This window comes from Scandinavium sp. (genome assembly GCF_032012665.1).
Lineage (GTDB): Bacteria > Pseudomonadota > Gammaproteobacteria > Enterobacterales > Enterobacteriaceae > Scandinavium.
In genome coordinates, this window is sequence record NZ_DALZVG010000003.1 from 1 (window position 1) to 20,595 (window position 20,595).

The 20,595-nt window shown below is 54.1% G+C and carries 20 protein-coding genes, 1 tRNA gene, 1 rRNA gene and 1 pseudogene; 4 read left to right on the forward strand and 19 right to left on the reverse strand.

Annotation, left to right across the window (positions count from 1 at the left end):
• The first annotated feature begins 58 nt into the window (after positions 1-58).
• Positions 59-134, forward strand: a tRNA-Thr gene (locus tag RTU33_RS03380).
• Positions 135-170: 36 nt separating this feature from the next.
• Positions 171-286 (forward strand): 5S ribosomal RNA (gene rrf / locus RTU33_RS03385).
• 125 nt (positions 287-411) lie between these two features.
• Here rrf and RTU33_RS03390 read toward each other — a convergent pair.
• From RTU33_RS03390 to RTU33_RS03480, 19 genes and pseudogenes are all read right to left on the reverse strand, one after another.
• Positions 412-1,170, reverse strand: coding sequence for an amino acid ABC transporter ATP-binding protein (locus tag RTU33_RS03390; RefSeq protein WP_312625294.1), 759 nt, complete (start codon positions 1,168-1,170; stop codon positions 412-414).
• A 7-nt stretch (positions 1,171-1,177) separates the two neighbouring features.
• Positions 1,178-2,281 carry an amino acid ABC transporter permease gene (locus RTU33_RS03395; RefSeq protein WP_312625688.1) on the reverse strand — a complete coding sequence of 368 codons (1,104 nt, stop codon included), beginning with the start codon at positions 2,279-2,281 and terminating at the stop codon, positions 1,178-1,180.
• Positions 2,282-2,290: 9 nt separating this feature from the next.
• Entirely contained in the window at positions 2,291-3,472 is a 1,182-nt protein-coding gene (locus tag RTU33_RS03400) for an amino acid ABC transporter permease (protein WP_312625295.1), read from the reverse strand.
• Positions 3,473-3,541: 69 nt separating this feature from the next.
• On the reverse strand, positions 3,542-4,567 hold the full coding sequence (locus RTU33_RS03405; RefSeq protein ID WP_312625296.1) for an amino acid ABC transporter substrate-binding protein: 1,026 nt from the start codon (positions 4,565-4,567) through the stop codon (positions 3,542-3,544).
• Positions 4,568-5,038: 471 nt separating this feature from the next.
• Positions 5,039-5,260 carry a lipoprotein gene (locus tag RTU33_RS03410; protein WP_038256116.1) on the reverse strand — a complete coding sequence of 74 codons (222 nt, stop codon included), beginning with the start codon at positions 5,258-5,260 and terminating at the stop codon, positions 5,039-5,041.
• Positions 5,261-5,581: 321 nt separating this feature from the next.
• Positions 5,582-6,214: pseudogene (locus tag RTU33_RS03415) on the reverse strand (MHYT domain-containing protein); the annotation flags it as partial.
• Positions 6,215-6,345: 131 nt separating this feature from the next.
• Positions 6,346-6,510, reverse strand: coding sequence for a DUF2556 family protein (locus RTU33_RS03420; protein ID WP_312625300.1), 165 nt, complete (start codon positions 6,508-6,510; stop codon positions 6,346-6,348).
• 154 nt (positions 6,511-6,664) lie between these two features.
• A complete protein-coding gene (gene fis / locus RTU33_RS03425; protein WP_000462905.1) occupies positions 6,665-6,961 on the reverse strand; it encodes a DNA-binding transcriptional regulator Fis in 297 nt (98 codons plus the stop codon).
• Positions 6,962-6,984: 23 nt separating this feature from the next.
• Positions 6,985-7,950 carry a tRNA dihydrouridine synthase DusB gene (gene dusB / locus RTU33_RS03430; protein ID WP_312625302.1) on the reverse strand — a complete coding sequence of 322 codons (966 nt, stop codon included), beginning with the start codon at positions 7,948-7,950 and terminating at the stop codon, positions 6,985-6,987.
• A gap of 329 nt (positions 7,951-8,279) precedes the next feature.
• Positions 8,280-9,020 carry a carbonic anhydrase family protein gene (locus RTU33_RS03435; protein ID WP_312625304.1) on the reverse strand — a complete coding sequence of 247 codons (741 nt, stop codon included), beginning with the start codon at positions 9,018-9,020 and terminating at the stop codon, positions 8,280-8,282.
• Positions 9,021-9,151: 131 nt separating this feature from the next.
• Positions 9,152-10,033 (reverse strand): 50S ribosomal protein L11 methyltransferase, encoded by an 882-nt coding sequence (prmA, locus tag RTU33_RS03440; RefSeq protein WP_312625306.1) that lies wholly within the window; start codon positions 10,031-10,033, stop codon positions 9,152-9,154.
• Positions 10,034-10,044: 11 nt separating this feature from the next.
• Complete coding sequence (gene panF, locus RTU33_RS03445) at positions 10,045-11,496, reverse strand: sodium/pantothenate symporter (RefSeq protein WP_312625308.1); 1,452 nt, start codon at positions 11,494-11,496, stop codon at positions 10,045-10,047.
• Positions 11,486-11,728, reverse strand: a complete 243-nt coding sequence (locus tag RTU33_RS03450) for a YhdT family protein (protein ID WP_312625310.1) — start codon at positions 11,726-11,728, stop codon at positions 11,486-11,488. The genes panF and RTU33_RS03450 overlap by 11 nt, the downstream gene beginning before the upstream one ends.
• A 107-nt stretch (positions 11,729-11,835) precedes the next feature.
• Positions 11,836-13,185: an acetyl-CoA carboxylase biotin carboxylase subunit gene (accC, locus tag RTU33_RS03455; RefSeq protein ID WP_312625312.1), complete on the reverse strand. Its 1,350-nt coding sequence runs from the start codon at positions 13,183-13,185 to the stop codon at positions 11,836-11,838.
• A 10-nt stretch (positions 13,186-13,195) separates the two neighbouring features.
• The gene (gene accB / locus RTU33_RS03460; protein ID WP_312625314.1) at positions 13,196-13,663 is read right to left on the reverse strand and encodes an acetyl-CoA carboxylase biotin carboxyl carrier protein; all 468 of its coding nucleotides are present in this window, start codon (positions 13,661-13,663) and stop codon (positions 13,196-13,198) included.
• A 22-nt stretch (positions 13,664-13,685) separates the two neighbouring features.
• Positions 13,686-14,138, reverse strand: a complete 453-nt coding sequence (aroQ, locus tag RTU33_RS03465) for a type II 3-dehydroquinate dehydratase (protein ID WP_312625315.1) — start codon at positions 14,136-14,138, stop codon at positions 13,686-13,688.
• Between the two features lie 235 nt (positions 14,139-14,373).
• Positions 14,374-14,973, reverse strand: coding sequence for a protein-methionine-sulfoxide reductase heme-binding subunit MsrQ (gene msrQ, locus RTU33_RS03470; RefSeq protein WP_312625317.1), 600 nt, complete (start codon positions 14,971-14,973; stop codon positions 14,374-14,376).
• On the reverse strand, positions 14,974-15,975 hold the full coding sequence (msrP, locus tag RTU33_RS03475) for a protein-methionine-sulfoxide reductase catalytic subunit MsrP (RefSeq protein ID WP_312625318.1): 1,002 nt from the start codon (positions 15,973-15,975) through the stop codon (positions 14,974-14,976).
• Positions 15,976-16,052: 77 nt separating this feature from the next.
• Positions 16,053-17,027, reverse strand: coding sequence for an MDR family oxidoreductase (locus RTU33_RS03480; RefSeq protein ID WP_312625320.1), 975 nt, complete (start codon positions 17,025-17,027; stop codon positions 16,053-16,055).
• Positions 17,028-17,248: 221 nt separating this feature from the next.
• On the opposite strand from RTU33_RS03480, the gene csrD reads away from it, so the two are divergent.
• Both csrD and mreB read left to right on the forward strand, forming a co-directional pair.
• Positions 17,249-19,189 (forward strand): RNase E specificity factor CsrD, encoded by a 1,941-nt coding sequence (gene csrD, locus RTU33_RS03485; RefSeq protein ID WP_312625322.1) that lies wholly within the window; start codon positions 17,249-17,251, stop codon positions 19,187-19,189.
• 294 nt (positions 19,190-19,483) lie between these two features.
• Positions 19,484-20,527 (forward strand): rod shape-determining protein MreB, encoded by a 1,044-nt coding sequence (gene mreB, locus RTU33_RS03490; protein ID WP_006818047.1) that lies wholly within the window; start codon positions 19,484-19,486, stop codon positions 20,525-20,527.
• The last annotated feature ends 68 nt before the right edge of the window (positions 20,528-20,595 follow it).

Consider the following 20,595-nt stretch of genomic DNA (forward strand, 5'->3'; position numbering starts at 1 on the left):
GGTAGTGTGGGGTCTCCCCATGCGAGAGTAGGGAACTGCCAGGCATCAAATTAAGTGTGCTGATATGGCTCAGTTGGTAGAGCGCACCCTTGGTAAGGGTGAGGTCCCCAGTTCGACTCTGGGTATCAGCACCAGTTTTAACGGTGAAGTTCGGCAGATAACAGAATTTGTCTGGCGGCAGTAGCGCGGTGGTCCCACCTGACCCCATGCCGAACTCAGAAGTGAAACGCCGTAGCGCCGATGGTAGTGTGGGGTCTCCCCATGCGAGAGTAGGGAACTGCCAGACATCAATTAAGCAAAAAGCCCAGTCTTATGACTGGGCTTTTTGCTTTTCTGCATTCTGGAATCCAGATGTGAAGCCGGGCGTAGGCCCGGTAAGCAAAGTCGCCACCGGGCAAAAGCACGGAAGGATTAGTGTATGACCTGTGAAAGAAATGCTCTCGTGCGCTCAGATTCAGGATTCGCGAAGAACTGATCCGGCGGGGCCTGCTCAACGATCTCACCGCGATCCATAAAGATAACCCTGTCAGCAACGGTTCTGGCAAAGCCCATTTCATGGGTTACGCAGAGCATGGTCATACCCGACTGCGCCAGGCCAATCATAGTGTCGAGCACTTCTTTAACCATTTCCGGGTCGAGTGCCGATGTCGGCTCGTCAAACAGCATAATTTTGGGTTTCATGCACAGCGAACGGGCAATTGCGACGCGCTGTTGCTGCCCACCAGAAATCTGCCCGGGGAATTTATGTGCGTGTTCGGCGATACGTACGCGTTCCAGATAGTGCATTGCCAGCGCTTCGGCTTCCTTCTTCGGCATCTTGCGAACCCAAATTGGCGCCAGGGTGCAGTTTTGCAGTACGGTCAGGTGCGGGAACAAATTGAAGTGCTGGAATACCATCCCGACTTCCTGACGAACGCGTTCGATATTGCGAATATCTTCGTTCAGTTCAATGCCATCAACCACAATTCGTCCCTGCTGATGCTCTTCCAGGTGGTTGATACAGCGAATCGTTGTTGATTTTCCCGAACCGGATGGGCCGCATAATACGATGCGCTCCCCTTGTTTCACGTTCAGATTGATATCCTTCAAAACATGAAACTGCCCGTACCATTTATTGACGTTTTCCAGCGTAATCATCGCATCCGCCGGTTGTAATAATGTTTGGCTCATAGTTTCCTCAGTGCGGCGTACGCCCGGTGTTGAAGCGCTTTTCCAGGTGCTGGCTGTAGCGCGACATGCTAAAACAGAAGATCCAGTAGATCAGTGCAGCGAAAACGTAGCCCTCGGTCGACATCCCGAGCCAGGCCGGATCAACGGTGGCTTGCTGAACGCTGCTGAAGAGATCAAACAGACCGATGATGATCACCAGACTGGTGTCTTTAAAGAGCGCGATAATGGTATTGACTAACCCCGGGATCACCAGCTTCAGCGCCTGAGGCAGAATGACCAGAACCTGGGTTTTCCAGTATCCCAGCGCCAGCGAGCTGGCTGCTTCGTACTGCCCTTTCGGCAGAGCCTGCAAACCTCCACGAACCACTTCCGCAACATAGGCAGACTGGAACAGCACCACCCCGACCAGCGCGCGGATCAGTTTGTCGATACTTGTGCCTTCAGACATAAACAGTGGCAGCATGACCGACGACATAAACAGCACGGTAATGAGCGGCACGCCGCGCCAGAATTCAATAAAGATCACCGACAGGATCCGCACGATGGGCATAGTTGAGCGTCGGCCAAGCGCCAGCAGAATGCCAAGCGGTAACGCGCCAGCGATGCCCACGGAAGCGATAATCAGCGTCAGCGTCAGGCCACCCCACTGGCGAGTTTCCACACGCTCAAGGCCGAAAAAGCCGCCATACAGCAGGAACCAGACGACGATGGGATAGATGACGACCCAGCCGGCGATGTAACGGCCACGGCGCGGCATGGCGCTCCAGAACATAGGCACAATGGATATCAGACCGATAATCAATGCGGTATTGATCCGCCAACGCTGATCGTGCGGGTACAGGCCATACATAAACTGCCCGAAGCGTTGATGGATGAACACCCAGCACGCACCGGCTTTGGTGCAGTCCGCACGCGTCGTTCCCACCCAGTTTGCCTGAAGAAACGCCCAGTTCATCAGCGGTGGGATCAGCTCCCACATCAGCCATAGCGCAAAAATTGTCAGCAGGCTGTTTGACCAGCTGGAGAATAAATTCTTGCGTATCCACGTCAGCGGCTGATTGCGCTTCGCTCCCGCCGGGCGCGGGGAGTGAGACAGAAGTGCTTTTGTCATCATCGTTCCTTAGCGCTCAATTAATGCCATACGGCGGTTATAGATGTTCATCAGCAGCGAAATACTCAGGCTGATAATGAGATAAACGGACATGGTGATCGCGATGGTTTCGATGGCCTGACCGGTCTGATTCAGCACCGTACCGGCAAACAGCGACACCATATCGGGATAGCCAATGGCCGCCGCCAGGGAGGAGTTTTTGACAATATTCAGATACTGGCTGGTCAGCGGTGGGATCACCACGCGCAGCGCCTGCGGAATGATGACCTGGCGAAGCGTGACCGGATTAGGTAACCCCAGCGAGCGAGCGGCTTCATGCTGGCCGTGCGGTACCGCCTGGATACCAGAGCGAATGATCTCGGCGATAAACGCGGAGGTGTAGACAGAAAGCGCCAGCGTTAAGGCTGCCAGTTCCGGAATCAACGCCATGCCGCCGCGGAAGTTAAACCCGCGCAGAACCGGAACGTCCCAGTGCAGCGCCGCGCCAAAACACCAGTGAGCCAGAAGCGGCAAGGCAATGATGAGCCCAAGCGCAGTTGGCCATGTGCGGCGCAGCTGTCCGGTCTTTATCTGATGGGTTCTGTTGTAGCGATACAAGCCAATGGATATTAACAGCGCAATCGCCACCGCCCCGACAAACGCAAAAAGACCCTCTCCCCATTGCGGGGCTGGAACATAAAGCCCACGGTTGCTGAGAAAAGCCAGATCGAAGGCGCTAACTGCCTGACGAGGCCCGGGCAAATTGCGCAATACGGCGAAGTACCAGAAGAAGATTTGCAGCAGCGGCGGGATATTACGAAACGTCTCAATATAGACCGTCGACAGCTTGCGCAGCAGCCAGTTATCTGACAGCCTCGCCAGCCCAAGGAAGAACCCAAGGAACGAGGCGAAAACGATACATAAAGCCGATACCAGCAGCGTATTGAGCAAACCGACCAGGAACACCCGGCCATAGGTATCGCCCTGCTGATAATCGATTAAGTGTTGAACGATGCCAAAACCTGCGCTTCGGTCGAGAAAAGCGAAGCCGGAGGTAATGCCACGGTTATCCAGGTTAGTGATGGTGTTGTGTATCAAATAGATAGCAATAGCGGCAACGGCCACTACCGCAAGGATTTGAAACAGCCAGGCGCGAACCGTGGGGTTGGAAAAGGAGAGTGATCCTTTTACGGTCAGGCGGCGTTGCGACATAGGAAAACCTCAATGACCAGAACGTCAGGTTGGGCACCGCAGGCCGCGGTGCCCGTCACAGCATAAAACTTAGCGAACCGGTGGAGCGTACTGGATCCCGCCGTTATTCCAGAGGTTGTTCTGTCCACGCTTGATCTTCAGCGCGCTGTCAGCCCCGACGTTACGGTCAAATATTTCAGCGTAGTTTCCTACCTGCTTGACGATGTTGTACGCCCACTTGTTGTCCAGCTTCAGGTCTTTACCGAAGTCGCCTTCTTTACCCAGCAGATGTGACATATCCGGTGTGGAAGGATTGGCAAACTTCTCGTCGACGTTCTTCGAGTTGATGCCCATCTCTTCGGCGTTCAGCATGGCAAACAGCGTCCAGCGTACGATAGAGAACCACTCATCATCGCCACGACGTACCACCGGGCCCAGCGGTTCTTTCGAAATCACTTCCGGCAGAACGATCCAGTCCGTTGGTTTACTCAATTTGATGCGCAGCGCGTACAGCTGAGACTGATCGGATGCCAGGGTATCGCAGCGTCCGGATTCCAGCGCTTTAGCGGATTCGTCAGAGCGGTCGAAGGTGACCGGCGTGTATTTCATGTTATTGGCTTTGAAGTAATCGGCGACGTTCAGCTCGGTATCGGTCCCGGCCTGAATACATACCGTTGCCCCGTCGAGCTCTTTCGCGCTTTTCAGCCCGGCTTTGTCATGAGTCAGGAAGCCGATGCCGTCGTAATAGGTGACGCCGGTGAATGAGAGGCCCATACCCGCGTCACGGGAAGAGGTCCATGTGGTATTGCGGGATAACACATCCACTTCGCCAGACTGTAATGCGGTGAAACGTTCTTTTGCGGTCAGCGGGGTATATTTTACCTTGCTGGCATCGCCAAATACCGCTGCGGCCACGCCACGGCAGACGTCCACATCAATACCGGTAAATTTGCCGTCGGCGTCCGCATAGGAGAAGCCCGGTAATCCGTCACTGATCCCACACTGCACAAAGCCTTTCTTTTTAACGGCTTCGAAAGTGGTACCGGCATGTGCCTGATTTGAGAGTGCAAACAGTACGCCCGCCGCTGTGAGGCTGGCGATCATCATCTTTTTCATAAAGCATCCTGTGTGGCGAAAATTTATCGTTATAGAGACGTCCGGGAGAACGTCGAAACCTGTCTGTGGCCATGGCCATTTCCTGTAAAGCAAAGGGAATGCCAGAATTGCAACCGCCTGATTTTGGGTGTCGGGGAAGCAATAAAGTGAGTGTAGACAGGAAAGAAAAAAATAAGCGCCCCGCAATGGTGCAAAATTACAACCTGCGCCACAAAACAGAGCGAAAAAGTTTCCGAATTGAGAGAAAAAAAGGAAATGATTTCGTGAGTTAATATTGGTGTGAGAAGGAATAATAATAAGATGTGAAATTGCTCACGGGATAATGCGCAAATCATCACGTTTAATTATGAATCTGTGCGTTAAAACACGAAACAGAGTTAATGAAGATCGGAAATGAGGCGGATTTTTTACTTATTGAAAAAGGTCTGCACCAGCATGAAGCAAAAGCGCGGGAGGCCCCGCGCTTTAGTATTATTTCGTCAGAGCGACAATGCCCAGCGTCAGGCCCGCAAGTGCGGCTGCGCCGCCGGCGATAGCGCCAGCTGTTTCCCAGTTATCCTGCGTGGTGCCTTTCATGCAGGTGTTGGTATGAACCAGCCGCCCCTGATCGTCATAAACCGGCACACAAGGTGAGTCGTGTGCGCAGCCTGCCAGAAGCGCGGTCAGCAATGCAACTGAAATCAATCTTTTCATGATATTACCTCTGTTTAACCGCAATGGTAATGAAACGAATACCTTGCGGAATAGCGCTAATTTTACCACTGCGAATGATTACGTCGGGAGGCGCAAATAATCTCAAATTATGAGTTATGTAAACATCATGGAGGATTTGGCGAAGATATCGCTAATTATGCAGAAAATATGCAGGATAAAATCTGGAAATTAAGCGAAATGAGTAGGCACTTTATCCAGAGAAAATAAAAAGGCGCAGTTAGCACCTTTTTATCTTATCAATCATTTCGTTCCACTGAATGACGTTGGAGGGCAGCGAAGAACAGCGCTGCCATGCGCCTTGACGTCGTGGCCAAATGCATCGTTAACGGCCTTAAAGCCATCGAGATCCATAAACATCAGCGCAAAAGGGCTGGTCTCCCTGTCGGCTTTACTGATGGCCTGACTCAGGCGATCTTCAAACAGCACCCGGTTTGGCTGGCGGGTTAATGTGTCCTGTAACGCCAGCTCTTTATTGGCTCCAGCAAGCGACGAGGCCAGCTGCGCTATTACCACGGAGAGGGAGACCCAGCGATAATCCCAGGTGATGGGTGCGGAGACTGCCATTGATGCTATGCCCGTGTAGTGCATTAAAACCACGCCGGAGCCCATCACCAGGGCACCCGGTAGCAGACGGCGCAAACGAAGGCGAGCGACGCTGGCCAGCCAGAGAGCAAAAAAGGGAAGAGGCAATCGCGATGATCATCGACAGCGTGGTCAAGCCAGGGCTGTAGCGAATGATTATCGCACTGTCCATTGCCAGCATACCAATGAAGTGCTTCGCCCAGACGCCAATACCCATGGCGACACCGCCACCGCTTAGCCAGGCCTGCTTTCCCTGACTTGTCCTGCCACGTTGAGTGCGGTCCAGGCAGCGAGAATAGCAATGACAAAGGAGATCGCGACCAGAGTCGGGTCGTAATGGCCAGTCTGCATGGTGTCGTCAGTTCGTTCAGGGGAGGAGGAGAGCTGTGACATTACCATCGCCACGAAGGGACTCAAAGTGATTTAAATCCCTTGTTTTCACGCGGCATACCGGCGCGTTTACCGATGTTAGCGACAGACAATTAATCCAGGTCGGAACAGTTAACCAGCTTCAGGGGATTGACGGAATTCATATTGCGGCATTTCTCGCTTTCGGTGGAGATAAGCTCAATCCACTGCATGAGTAGCCCCTCAAACAGGAACATGAACAACGCGAAAAGGACCAGCCATCCGCACTTACGAAGCATAACCGCACCTGGAAAAAGAAGGAGAGAATGGCAGGCAATATACACGAAAAGTACGGAGGGGGAAGAGGAGGAAACTCGTGAATTTAAGGTAATAAAAAAGGCGCTTCCCCATGCCGAAGAGCGCCTTTTAAAACAGCAAGTTAACTGATTAGTATCAGTTCATGCCGTATTTTTTCAGTTTCTTACGCAGAGTTCCGCGGTTGATACCCATCATCAGGGCAGCGCGGGTCTGGTTACCACGGGTGTATTGCATCACCATGTCCAACAGGGGCTGTTCTACTTCAGCCAGTACCAGCTCATACAGGTCATTCACATCCTGACCGTTCAGTTGAGCAAAATAGTTCTTCAGTGCCTGTTTAACCGAGTCACGCAGGGGCTTTTGAGTTACCTGGTCCTGAGAGTTAACGGTGGAAACGGTCAGTACGTCAGAATTTACGCGTTGTTCGAACATAGTTCTGTCAGCTCTTTATTTCATTACGCAAGATTTTCGAAGTATGCCTCCAACGCCTCCAGCTGTTCGCTGGCATCCTCTATGGCGTTGAATGTGCGCCGAAACTGGTCATTTGGAGCGTGCTCCTGGAGATACCAGGATACGTGTTTACGCGCAATTCGGTACCCTTTTGCCTGACCGTAAAAGTCATGCAATTCCCGAACATGCGAACAAAGCAAGCGCTTAACCTCTGCCAGTGGCAGCGGGGCAAGCAGCTCCCCAGTGTCCAGATAATGCTGGATTTCCCGAAAGATCCAAGGTCTTCCCTGAGCGGCACGTCCTATCATCAGAGCATCAGCTCCCGTATAGTCGAGCACAGCTCTGGCTTTAAGCGGGTCAGTAATGTCACCATTCGCGATAACCGGAATGGAAACTTTCTGCTTAACTGCCCGAATACTGTCGTATTCAGCGTCGCCGTTGAACAAACAGGCGCGAGTGCGTCCATGAATGGTCAGGGCCTGAATGCCACAATCTTCGGCCAGTTGGGCAATTTCTACACAGTTACGGTGTTCCGGCGACCAACCCGTGCGAATCTTCAACGTAACGGGAACGTCCACTGCGCTGACAACCGCCGTCAGGATTGACTTCACCTGGTCGGGGTATTGCAGAAGGGCTGAACCCGCAAGCTTGCGATTCACCTTTTTGGCCGGACAACCCATATTAATATCAATAATTTGGGCGCCACTTTCCACGTTGATACGCGCGGCGTCTGCCATCTCTTCAGGCACGCTTCCGGCAATTTGCACGGTGCGAATACCGGGTTCATCAATGTGCACCATCCGTAAACGAGACTTGTCGCTCTCCCACACCTGCGGGTTGGAGGACATCATCTCGGAAACGGTTAACCCTGCTCCCATCTCGTAGCACAGCGTCCTGAATGGCCTGTCGGTAATACCTGCCATAGGGGCTGCGATCAGGCGATTTCTGAGCTGGTGGTGTCCGATGCGCATGAGTTAAGAAATGACCATACTGTGACTGCAAGGCGGCGTATATTACGCATTTTTTGCATGAGATGAAAGGCCAAACTTTGAGCAATCCTCTGTTGTAGATCAAGGAATCGCCACTCATGAGGATGCGGTAGATTTTAACGGCAATTAAATCATTGTGTTAGATGTTTCCGATTTCTTTTTAAACAGTCGAAAAATTGCATAACTTATCGTTTTTTCCTGCCAGAAACGGAGCAGAAAAGAGATAACCTGCCGTTTTTATCAGCAGATTATCCCGAATATTGCGGGCTGGATCTCATTTCAGCAGAAGATGAGAAACGCCTTTTTGGCACTTATTCAATCACAACGCGACCGTGCACAGGCTGAACCGGACGATTATTATCGTGATGCATTGTATGGGTAAATTTCGCCAGCTGCGCGGCTGACAGCGTCAGAGGATGCTTAAATACCAGCCAGGTGACGCCTTCAGAGCACGGTGGCGTGGTTAACGATCCGCTAAAGCGCCAGTAAGTTCTGTCTTCCGGAATCAGCTTGTTGATATTCAGCGACGATTTTACCGGTGAACTGTTTTCTGCCTGCTGCGGCATCACGCTCCAGAGCTTATCCAGCTCGGCGTTAGCAGCACCGACATCAAACATCACGGCGACCACTGCAATCTCACCTGCAGCATTCTTATGCACTAAATGCATCTCCATGGCGGCGTGTTTACCGTGAATCGTATTCTCAGAAGGGGCGTGGAAGTGGAATTGCTGCAGCAGGTAGCTGTGACCATCCAGAGTGATGCTGTCGGTGGCTTTCGGATCAACCGTTGCCTGAATGGTGTGTCCGTTGTTTAGCACCACATCCGGGCCTTTGCCGTAGTGAATATCCAGAGGTTGCAGATGCGCGTTGAGGGTTTTGTCGATATCGATTGGCGACTGATTCATGCCTTTCTGGCAGGTTTTGAATTCGTCGCTCAGTTGGCTCCAGTGCTCCGGTGATTCGTTGCCTTCGTAACTCCAGTGAGAAGCGAATGCAGCGAGCGGCATGATGGATAAGGCCAGCAGAGCGGCCTTGCCTGTAAAGTCTTTCATGGTATTCGTCCGGTGAATTATTTGTTAATTAGCCCGTAGCTCTGTGAGCTACGCGGCGATTTAACACCCGGATTTTGGTAAGGGTAAAGCGGAAAATGCGTAGCTGCCTCAGCTACGCATATATTTCGGAACTATCGCCGGGCCCCGGTGATACGGCACCACTCTTCCTTCTCGACCACCGGGTCGAGTGCGAACAGCGAGGTATAGGCTTCACAGACGCTGTCGGCCTGGCTGGCAAGGATGCCGGAAAGGCCCAGCAGGCCGCCCTCAACGGGCAGGACGCTGATTAACGGTGCCAGCTCACGTAATGGGCCTGCGAGGATATTCGCAACCACCACGTCGGCTTTCATGGCTTCTGGCTGATCCTGTGGCAGGTACAGCTCCAGGCGATCGGAGACGCCGTTGCGCTCTGCGTTATCGCGGCTGGCCTGAATGGCCTGCGGATCGATATCGATCCCAATGGCTTTCGCTGCACCAAGCTTCAGCGCCGCGATGGCGAGGATCCCGGATCCGCAGCCGAAGTCGATCACGGTTTTACCGTCAAGATCGAGTCCATCCAGCCATTGCAGGCACAGTGATGTCGTCGGATGGGTGCCGGTGCCGAACGCCAGGCCCGGATCGAGCATCACGTTGACCGCATTTTCATCCGGCACTTCGCGCCAGCTTGGGCAGATCCACAGACGCTTACCGAACTGCATCGGATGGAAGTTATCCATCCATTCACGCTCCCAGTCTTTGTCTTCCAGCTGTTCGATTTTATGAACAAAGCCTGCGCCAAGCAGCGGATGATGTTCGAGGATGGCGACCACTTCCTTCATATCGGTTTCGGCATCGAAGAGGCCAATAACATCCGTATCGCCCCACAGGCGGGTTTCGCCCGGCAGAGGTTCAAACACGGGCGTATCATGCGTGTCCTGGAAAGTGATGGACACGGAGCCCGCTTCCATCAGCGCATCGCTCAGTTCCTCAGCGTTCGCGCCGGTGGTGTTCAGTTTCAGTTGGATCCAAGGCATGGCAAAACTCTTTATTTATCAGTAGAAATTACGGTCGCTTGTGGCGAGGACTGACCGAAACGGTTCCCCACGACAAACGCCAGCAGGCTTAGCAGTAACGAAGGCACAATCGGATGGAAGCCCAGGTACTGAATTTTCAGAGTAGCGAGCACGGCGTACAGCACGCCGCCGACAATCATCGCGCTCAGCGCGCCTGCCGCGTTGGCCCGCTCCCAATAGAGGCCCAGCACCAGCGGCCACAGGAAGACCGCTTCAAGTCCGCCGAATGCCAGCAGGTTCAGCCAGATGATCATCTCCGGCGGTCGCCAGGCGGCCAGCAGCAGCAGCGCCCCAAGTACCAGCGTAATCACCGCGGACATCCGCTTCAGGCGCTTTTCGTTAGCCACCTGTTCCGGATGCAGGTTCAGATACAGATCTTTGATGATCGTAGCGGAACTCTGCAACAGCTGCGCGTTGATCGTCGACATAATGGCGGCCATCGGCGCGGCAAGGAAGATCCCGGCGGCAAACGGCGGCAGTACTTTCACCATCAGGGTCGGGATCACTAAATCGGGTACGCTCAGGTCCGGGATCACGGCGCGTCCCAGTGCACCTGCCAGATGCATCCCCAGCATCAGAATGGCAACCACGATCGTGCCGAGAATAATGCCGCGATGCACCGCTTTACTGTCTTTGTAGGAAATGCAGCGCACCGCAGTGTGCGGCAGGCCGATAACGCCAAAACAGACCAGCACCCAGAAAGAGGTCATAAAGGTCGGGGACAGGATGTCGTCTGCGCCCTGCGGCGTCACGAGCTTCGGATCTATCTGCTCCAGCGTTTGCACGGCGTGGCTGAGCCCGCCTGCGGCATGCACAATACCGACGAGCAGTACGATCGTACCGATCAGCATCACCAACCCCTGCATGGCGTCATTCAGGACGCTGGCGCGGAAGCCACCAAAGGCGGTGTAGAGCGCGATACTAATGCCGAAAATCAGCAAACCGGTTTCGTAGGGAATGCCTGCGGCGGTTTCCAGCAGTCGCGCGCCGCCGATGAACTGCACGGTCATGGCGCCGATAAATGCGACCAGCAGGCTGAGGCTCGCCAGCCACACCAGCAGGCGGCTCCGATAGCGGGCAAACAGCATATCGTTCAGCGTCACCGCGTTGTAGCGACGGGCAAGAATGGCGAATTTTTTCCCCAGTACGCCAAGCGACAGCCATACGGCAGGGAGCTGAATCATCGCCAGCAATACCCAGCCCAGCCCGTATTTGTAGGCGGCACCCGGTCCGCCGATAAACGAACTGGCGCTGATATAGGTTGCGGTCAACGTCATCGCCAGGACAAACCCGCCCATCGAGCGGCTGCCGAGAAAATATTCGTTGAGGAAGGTACCGGTAGTGCGTTTGCGCATTGCATAGACCGACAGGCCAAATACCACAAACAGGTAGGCAATAAGCGGCAGGATCACCTCAGCTTGCATCGTTATCCTCCAGCGGAATATCGCGATAGATAAACTTCACCATCGCCCAGCACAGCAGAATAAAGACCAGCGGGATCAGCAGACAGGCCATTTCAAACCAGTGCGGCAAACCGGTAAAGCCCTGCATTGAATTTGGTATGTAAGCACTCGCCAACCATGCAGCGAGATAGAGGAGAGTAAGCCACAATGCCCAGCGGGCTTCTTTGTGGGCCTGAACAAAACGCGCGTCCATAAGGCTCCCGGGGTCAATGGAAAGCGGGGATTGTACCTTAAGGGGCTGGCAAGGGGAGAGAAAAAGAAAAAGGCCGGAAGATCCGGCCCTTTGCGCTGTACGGAAAATTACTTCTCGTACATACCGAGTTTTTTCTCCAGATAGTGGATGTTGGTGCCACCATGCTGGAAGTTCTCGTCGCTCATAATACGCATCTGCAGATCAACGTTGGTTTTGATGCCGTCGATGATCAGCTCCTGCAGGGCGTTCTTCATGCGGGAGATCGCCACGTCACGGGTTTCCCCGTAGCAAATGAGCTTGCCAATCATTGAGTCATAGTACGGCGGCACGGTATAGCCAGCGTAGATATGAGATTCCCAACGCACGCCGAAACCGCCTGGTGCGTGGAAGCGCGTGATTTTACCCGGGCTTGGCAGGAAGGTGTTCGGGTCTTCGGCGTTGATACGGCATTCCACCGCATGGCCGCGAACCTGCACTTCCTCTTGCTTGATAGACAGCGGCTGACCGGCAGCGATACGCAGCTGCTCTTTGATCAGATCCACGCCGGTGATCATCTCGGTAACCGGATGTTCAACCTGGATACGGGTGTTCATCTCGATGAAATAGAACTCGCCGTTTTCGAACAGGAACTCGAAGGTACCTGCCCCGCGGTAGCCGATATCCACACAGGCTTTGGCGCAACGTTCGCCGATGTAGCGACGCAGTTCCGGGGTAATGCCCGGCGCTGGTGCCTCTTCGACAACTTTCTGGTGACGACGCTGCATGGAGCAGTCACGTTCAGCCAGATAGATTGCGTTGCCCTGGCCGTCGGCCAATACCTGGATCTCGATGTGACGAGGATTTTCCAGGTATTTTTCCATGTACACCATGTCGTTGCTGAAAGCCGCTTTCGCTTCCGCTTTAGTCATGGAGATGGACTGAGCCAGCTCAGCGTCGCTGCGCACAACGCGCATACCGCGACCGCCGCCGCCGCCTGAGGCTTTGATGATAACCGGGTAGCCGATGCGTTTGGCGTGGGCGCGGTTAGCGTCCATGTCATCGCCCAGCGGGCCATCGGAGCCAGGCACGGTCGGAACGCCTGCTTTTTTCATCGCGGTGATGGCAGACACTTTGTCACCCATCAGGCGAATGGTGTCAGCTTTCGGGCCGATGAAGATAAAGCCGGAACGTTCAACCTGCTCAGCAAAGTTGGCGTTTTCGGACAGGAAGCCGTAACCCGGATGGATAGCCACCGCACCGGTGATTTCAGCGGCGCTGATGATAGCCGGGATATTCAGGTAGCTTTTTACGGACGGAGCCGGGCCGATACAGACCGTCTCATCCGCCAGCAGTACGTGTTTTAAATCGCGATCCGCGGTGGAGTGTACGGCGACGGTCTTGATGCCCAGTTCTTTACAGGCACGAAGAATACGCAGTGCAATTTCGCCACGGTTAGCAATGACAATTTTATCCAGCATGTTCGCCTCGTTACTCGATGACGACCAGCGGCTCGTCAAATTCTACCGGTTGACCACTTTCGATCAGAATAGCCTTAACGGTACCCGCTTTGTCGGCTTCGATCTGGTTCATCATTTTCATTGCTTCAACGATGCAAAGGGTGTCACCCACGTTGACCTTCTGGCCCACTTCGATGAACGCTTTTGCGTCCGGGCTTGGGGTGCGGTAGAAGGTACCAACCATTGGGGAGCGTACGATGTGACCACTGATTTCGGCTTTAGCTGCTGGCACCTCAGCCGCGGCGGCTGCCGGTGCTGCCGCTGGTGCAACCTGTGGCTGCATCATTGGTGCTGCGTAGGCCTGCTGCATGACCGGGAAGCCCGCGTTTGGCGCGGAACGGCTGATGCGTACAGACTCTTCGCCTTCAGAAATTTCCAGTTCGGAGATGCCTGATTCTTCAACCAGCTCGATCAGTTTTTTAATCTTACGAATATCCATGAGTGGGTTCCGTACTCTTTGTTTAGTGTGATTGTGACAGGCGTTTGACCGCCGTCTGTAAAGCGTATGAATAGCCGTCAGCGCCTAATCCGCAGATGACGCCGGCAGCGATATCAGAGAGATATGAGTGATGGCGGAACGGCTCGCGGGCGTGCACGTTGCTCAGATGAATCTCGATAAACGGGATACTGACCGCCAATAGCGCATCGCGAATCGCCACGCTGGTGTGCGTGAATGCGGCCGGATTGATCAGGATATAGTCAATCTTGTCTTTAGCCTGATGAATACGGTCGATAATCGCGTACTCCGCGTTAGATTGCAGATGGTCTAAAGCTACATTCAGAGCGTCGGCCTCTGCGGTTAAACGGTTAACAATTTCCGCTAACGTCAGGGTGCCGTACTTCTCTGGCTCACGGGTGCCGAGCATATTCAGGTTCGGTCCGTTTAAAAGCAAAATGCGTAACTTGTCGGCCATTGTGCTGCTATCTCCTGCAATTCTCCGGTAAAAAACAAAATATACCTTCGATGCGCGCTTGTCACCTTTTCAGAAGCCAAAAACCCCCGTCAGGCAAACCAAAGTCGCACATTATAACGATTTCGTAGCATTTGGCAGCTAAATACTGGTCTTATCAGGGAAGATTATCAACCTCAATTGCGAAAAAGCCTGCTGTAGCGCGGACGTTCTGCGGGAAACTGCACATTATCGGGAATTAACGCCACCACTGGCGGAACTTCTTATATCGCCATGCTAAAAGCGCTAAAGCCGCCAGAGCGTACAGGATCGGCTGCGGGGAGAGGATCTTCACCGACCACAGATAGTGAATCGGGGCGAGGATAGCCACCAGATAAACGAAGTTGTGTAATTTTTGCCAGCGCGGCCCCAGTTTTCGCTGTGCTTTCTGGAAAGAGGTTGCCGCCAGCGCCAGTAAAATCAGCCAGCTCACCAGCCCAAGCGTCAAATAGGGACGGCTCACCACTTCCTGGCCTAACAGACCCAGGTTGTTAATGCCAAGCTCCAGCAGCGCATAGCTGGTGAGATGCAGCGTTGCCCAGGCAAAGCACCATAACCCCAGCAGGCGGCGGGTGCGTATCAATAAAGGCTGTTTAGCGTAGCGCGCAAGCGGGGAAACCAGCAAGGTTGCCAGCAGTAATTTCAGAGCCATCCGACCGGTAAAGTGCTGAATATCCTTAGCAGGATCGGCGCTGAAATAGCCCTGAGAACCTGCCCAGAACAGCCAGACAAACGGCAAAAACGCCGCCAGATGTAAAATGACCTTAAGCCAGGTGACCTGTTTTGCCGTTAATCGCACTCAGAAATTCTCCCGTAAATTAAGCCCGCGATAGAGCGAGGCGACCTGATCCGCATAGCCGTTGAACAGCAGCGTCGGCTGGCGCTTAACGTCCAGTACGCCACCGGAGCCGATAAAACGTTCAGTAGCCTGCGACCAGCGTGGGTGATCGACATGAGGGTTCACGTTGGCGAAAAATCCGTATTCATCCGGCGCCGCCAGATTCCAGGTGCAGGGCGGACGTTCACGGGTCAGCTTAATGCTGACAATCGATTTGATCCCTTTGAAGCCATATTTCCACGGTACGGTCAGGCGAATCGGTGCGCCGTTTTGCGGCGGCAGAGCTTTACCGTAAACGCCGGTGGTAAGCAGCGTCAGAGGGTGCATTGCTTCGTCTAAGCGCAGGCCTTCTACATAAGGGTAGGCAAGACCGCCACCGATAAAGCGGTCTTTCTGGCCGGGCATCTGCTCCGGCGCATAGATAGTTTTAAAGGCAACGTATTTTGCGTTGCTGGTGGGTTCAACCAGCGCCAACAGCTTATGCAGCGGAAAGCCAATCCACGGCACTACCATTGACCAGGCCTCCACGCAGCGCATGCGATAAATGCGCTGTTCAAGCGGGAAACGTTTGGTGAGATCGTCGTGATCGAGCGTCAGCGGTTTTGCCACTTCACCATCGATGGTCAGCGTCCAGGGATCGGTTTTCAGGCTTCCGGCGTTTGCCGCCGGGTCGGCTTTATCCAGCCCGAACTCATAATAGTTGTTGTAACGGGTGACTTTATCTTCCGGGGTGAGCGTCAGTGTGTTTTGCCACTCAGCGGGTTTTGAGAAATCCAGCGCTTTACCGGACGGCGCGGGCGGTCTGTCGTTCCCCTTAAACCAGCTAAGCAAATCAGCCTGCGCGCTGGGTGCGAGCGTCAGTGCAGCCGTGCTGATGCCTAACATTTTCAGCACCTGGCGGCGCTGGAGCATAAAAACGGATTCTGCCGTGACGTCCGCTTCCGTGAGTTTTTTTGCCTTCATTATTGCCTCCATCATGCCTTTTCCTAAGCATGACGGAGGCGGTGAATTAACGCGAATATGTCACGAAAATTTGAAGATTAAGCCACTTTCACCAGCGTGCGGCCCTGAACCTGATTGTTCATGATCTTCTGCGCATACTCTGGCGCCTGGTCGAGAGTTATCTCGGTGGCGCTCTGACTATAGAAGGAAGAAGGCAGGTCCTGAACCAGACGTCGCCAGGCTTCTGCGCGGCGCTCCGCCGGCGTCATTACGGAGTCGACGCCCTGCAAGCGAACGTTACGCAGAATAAATGGCATCACGGTGGTAGGCAGTGCAAAGCCGCCCGCCAGACCGCAGGCCGCCACGCAGCCGCCGTAGTTCATCTGGGCCAGCACCTTCGCCAGCACTTTATCGCCAACGGTATCGACCGCACCGGCCCAAAGCTGTTTTTCCAGCGGACGGGTTTCTGCAAACTTGTCGCGTCCCAGAATACGGCTGGCACCCAGGCTGCGCAGATAGTCATGTGTGCTTTCACGTCCGGACACGGCGACGACCTGATAACCCAGCTTGTGCAGCAGCGCGATGGCGGCACTGCCCACGCCGCCGCTGGCGCCGGTGACGATAATTTCACCGTCCTGTGGACGAATGCCTGCATCTTCAAGCGCCATCACGCACAGCATGGCGGTGAAGCCCGCAGTACCGACGATCATCGCCTGACGTGCATCCATTCCTTCAGGCTGAGCAACCAGCCAGTCGCCTTTCACGCGGGCACGCTGTGCGAGTCCGCCCCAATGGTTTTCGCCCACGCCCCAGCCGGTCAGCAGCACCTGCTGGCCCGCGTGAAAGCGCGGGTCTTCGCTGTTGCGCACCGTGCCGGCGAAATCAATCCCTGGCACCATTGGGAAATTACGAATAATTTTGCCTGTGCCCGTGATGGCGAGCGCGTCTTTATAGTTGAGGCTCGACCACTGGATGTCGACCGTAACATCGCCCTGCGGCAGCTGGTTTTCCTCGATATTCTGTACCGAGGCGAGTGTTTTACCGTCGTGCTGTTCTAAGATTAACGCCTGCATACTCGTTCCTCATTGGCTCAATGATTGGAAAAAATTTTTCGATGACTATACTCGCTAGCTGAAACATGTATCCGATTTACCGCAATAAATTGCCAGATTCACTAACTCTGGTAGTATGCATGCTCCTTTCGGCGTGCTAGTTAGTGCTTACTAATTTTGCGTGTCACCGTGGGTGTCCGGTCAACGCCGGGCTGATTTTCATCAACGGAGTTAATACAGGGATGCGATTAACGACGAAATTTTCAGCTTTTGTGACGTTGCTGACGGGCCTGACTATCCTCGTCACCCTCATTGGTTGCTCGCTGAGCTTCTACAACGGTTTTCATGAGAAAGTGGACTACCGTGCCAGTGCGGTAGCAACGGTTATTGATTCTCGCCTCGTCAACACTTCTTTTAATCAACTCGACAGCCAGTTAGATGAAATTCTGGTGCCGGTTGATATCGTGCGTATTGACTTTATCGTGAACGATAAAGTGATTTTCAGCCATTCCCGTAATGACAGCTATCGCCCGGTCGGGAGCAGCTATCAGTACCGAGTACTGAACGTGGATTCCGTAAAGCATCCGGGGATGACGATTCACCTCGTCTATCAGGATCCGATGGTGAACTATTTCCACTCCCTGGTGACCACCGCGCCGTTGACTATCGCCATTGCCTTTATGATCCTCATTATATTCTTTTCCGTCCGCTGGCTGCGTAATCAGCTGGCGGGCCAGGAGCTGCTCGAGCTGCGCTCCACGAGGATCCTGAACGGCGAGCGCGGCCATCAGGTTCGCGGTTCTGTGCATGAGTGGCCAGCCAGAACCAGTAGCGCACTTGATACGCTCTTGTCCGAAATTCAGTTTGCCAGCGAACAGCGCAGCCGTCTGGATACGCTGATCCGGTCTTATGCCGCCCAGGACACCAAAACCGGGCTTAGCAACCGCATGTTTTTCGATAACCAGCTTGCAACGCTGCTGGACGATCAGGAAAAAGTGGGCTCGCACGGTATCGTGATGCTGATTCGCCTGCCGGAATTCGATCTGGTGCGGGATCAGTGGGGACGCGCCGCGGCAGAAGAGCATTTCTTCATGATAATCAATATGCTGTCGACATTTATGCTGCGCTATCCTGGCGCGCTGCTTGCGCGTTATCACCGCAGCGATTTTGCCGTGCTGTTGCCACACCGGACCCTGAAAGAAGCCGACAGCATCGCCGGGCTGCTGCTGAAAGCTCTGGACGCTTTGCCCTCGACCAAAATCCTCGATCAGGAAGATATGATGCATATCGGCATCTGCACCTGGCGAAGCGGTCAGTCGACGGAGCAGGTGATGGAACACGCCGATGCGGCGGTGCGTAATGCGGTCCTTCAGGGTAGCAACAGCTGGGCGGTGTATGACGATTCGCTGCCGGAGAAAGGACGCGGCAACGTGCGTTGGCGGACGCTGATCGAACAGATGCTCAGCCGCGGTGGCCCGCGTTTCTACCAAAAGCCGGCCGTTCATTACGATGGGCGCGTGCATCACCGCGAACTCATGTGCCGCATCTATGACGGCAAAGAAGAGGTGATTGCCGCTGAATATATGCCGATGGTGCTGGAATTCGGCCTGGCGGAAGAGTATGACCGGCTACAAATTACCCGTTTATTGCCTTTCCTGTCATTCTGGCCTGAGGAAAATCTGGCTTTGCAGGTGACGGTTGAGTCGCTCATTCGCCCCCGATTCCAGCGCTGGCTGCGCGATACGTTGATGCAGTGCGAAAAATCGCAGCGAAAACGGATTATTTTTGAACTTGCAGAGGCGGATGTCTGTCAACATATCAGCCGTTTACAGCCCGTAATGCGTTTAATCAACGCGTTGGGGGTCAGAGTTGTGGTGATTCAGGCAGGGCTGACGCTGGTCAGTACCAGCTGGATCAAAGAACTGTCGGTGGAGCTCGTCAAGCTGCATCCGGGTCTGGTCCGTAACATTGAGAAACGCAGCGAAAACCAGCTGCTGGTGCAAAGTCTCGTCGAAGCCTGCAAAGGTACCCCGACGCAGGTCTTCGCAACCGGGCTGCGCAGCCGCAGCGAGTGGCAAGTATTGAGAGAGTGTGGCGTGTTGGGTGGACAGGGTGATTTTTTTGCTTCATCACAACCACTTGACACTAGCGTAAAAAAATATTCGCAAAGATACTCTGTTTGATCTGCCGTTTGCCGTGTTTTCACGTAGAATAACGCGCGCTGTTTCTTCGCGGGCAAAGTTTGGTGCCCGCCGACAGGCGAGACAGAACAAGCCAGTGATCGTCCTTTGACAGGTTGCAATGCAGGCGAGGAGTGCTGCGGTCCTGACGGTGTCAGGTCGAAATTGTAACAAAGGAAACGAACTGCACTAATTTTCACCGTTGCAGATGATTTTTGCGCCTTGTCGCTGCTGCGTGTGGTTGGTAAAGTAAGCGGATTTTGTTTTCCGCCCCAGCTTTCAGGATTATCCCTTAGTATGTTGAAAAAATTTCGTGGCATGTTTTCCAATGACCTGTCCATTGACCTGGGTACCGCGAATACCCTGATTTACGTAAAAGGACAAGGCATCGTACTGAATGAGCCTTCCGTTGTCGCCATTCGCCAGGATCGTGCCGGTTCACCGAAAAGTGTGGCGGCCGTCGGTCATGAAGCTAAGCAGATGCTCGGCCGTACGCCGGGCAATATCGCCGCTATCCGTCCAATGAAAGACGGCGTCATCGCCGACTTCTTCGTGACTGAAAAAATGCTGCAGCACTTCATCAAACAGGTTCACAGCAACAGCTTTATGCGCCCGAGCCCGCGCGTTCTGGTGTGTGTGCCGGTTGGCGCAACTCAGGTTGAGCGTCGTGCAATTCGTGAATCCGCACAGGGCGCTGGCGCTCGTGAAGTGTTCCTGATTGAAGAGCCAATGGCGGCGGCAATCGGTGCAGGCCTGCCTGTTTCTGAAGCGACCGGTTCTATGGTTGTGGATATCGGTGGTGGTACTACCGAAGTTGCGGTTATCTCCCTGAACGGCGTGGTTTACTCCTCTTCCGTGCGTATTGGCGGCGACCGTTTCGACGAAGCTATCATTAACTACGTGCGCCGTAATTACGGTTCACTGATCGGTGAAGCAACCGCAGAACGCATCAAACACGAAATCGGCTCCGCTTATCCGGGCGATGAAGTACGTGAAATCGAAGTGCGCGGCCGTAACCTCGCAGAAGGTGTTCCACGTGGTTTCACCCTGAATTCCAACGAAATCCTCGAAGCGCTGCAGGAACCGCTGACTGGCATCGTGAGCGCGGTGATGGTTGCCCTGGAGCAGTGCCCGCCGGAGCTGGCATCCGATATTTCCGAGCGCGGTATGGTTCTGACCGGTGGTGGTGCGCTGCTGCGTAACCTCGACCGCCTGTTAATGGAAGAGACAGGAATTCCTGTCGTAGTTGCAGAAGATCCACTGACCTGTGTTGCTCGTGGCGGCGGCAAGGCGCTGGAAATGATCGACATGCACGGCGGCGACTTGTTCAGCGAAGAGTAATCAGCCAGAAGTCTGGGGTGGCAGCTTGCCACCCCTTGATTTCACTGACGCGAGAATACGCATAGCCT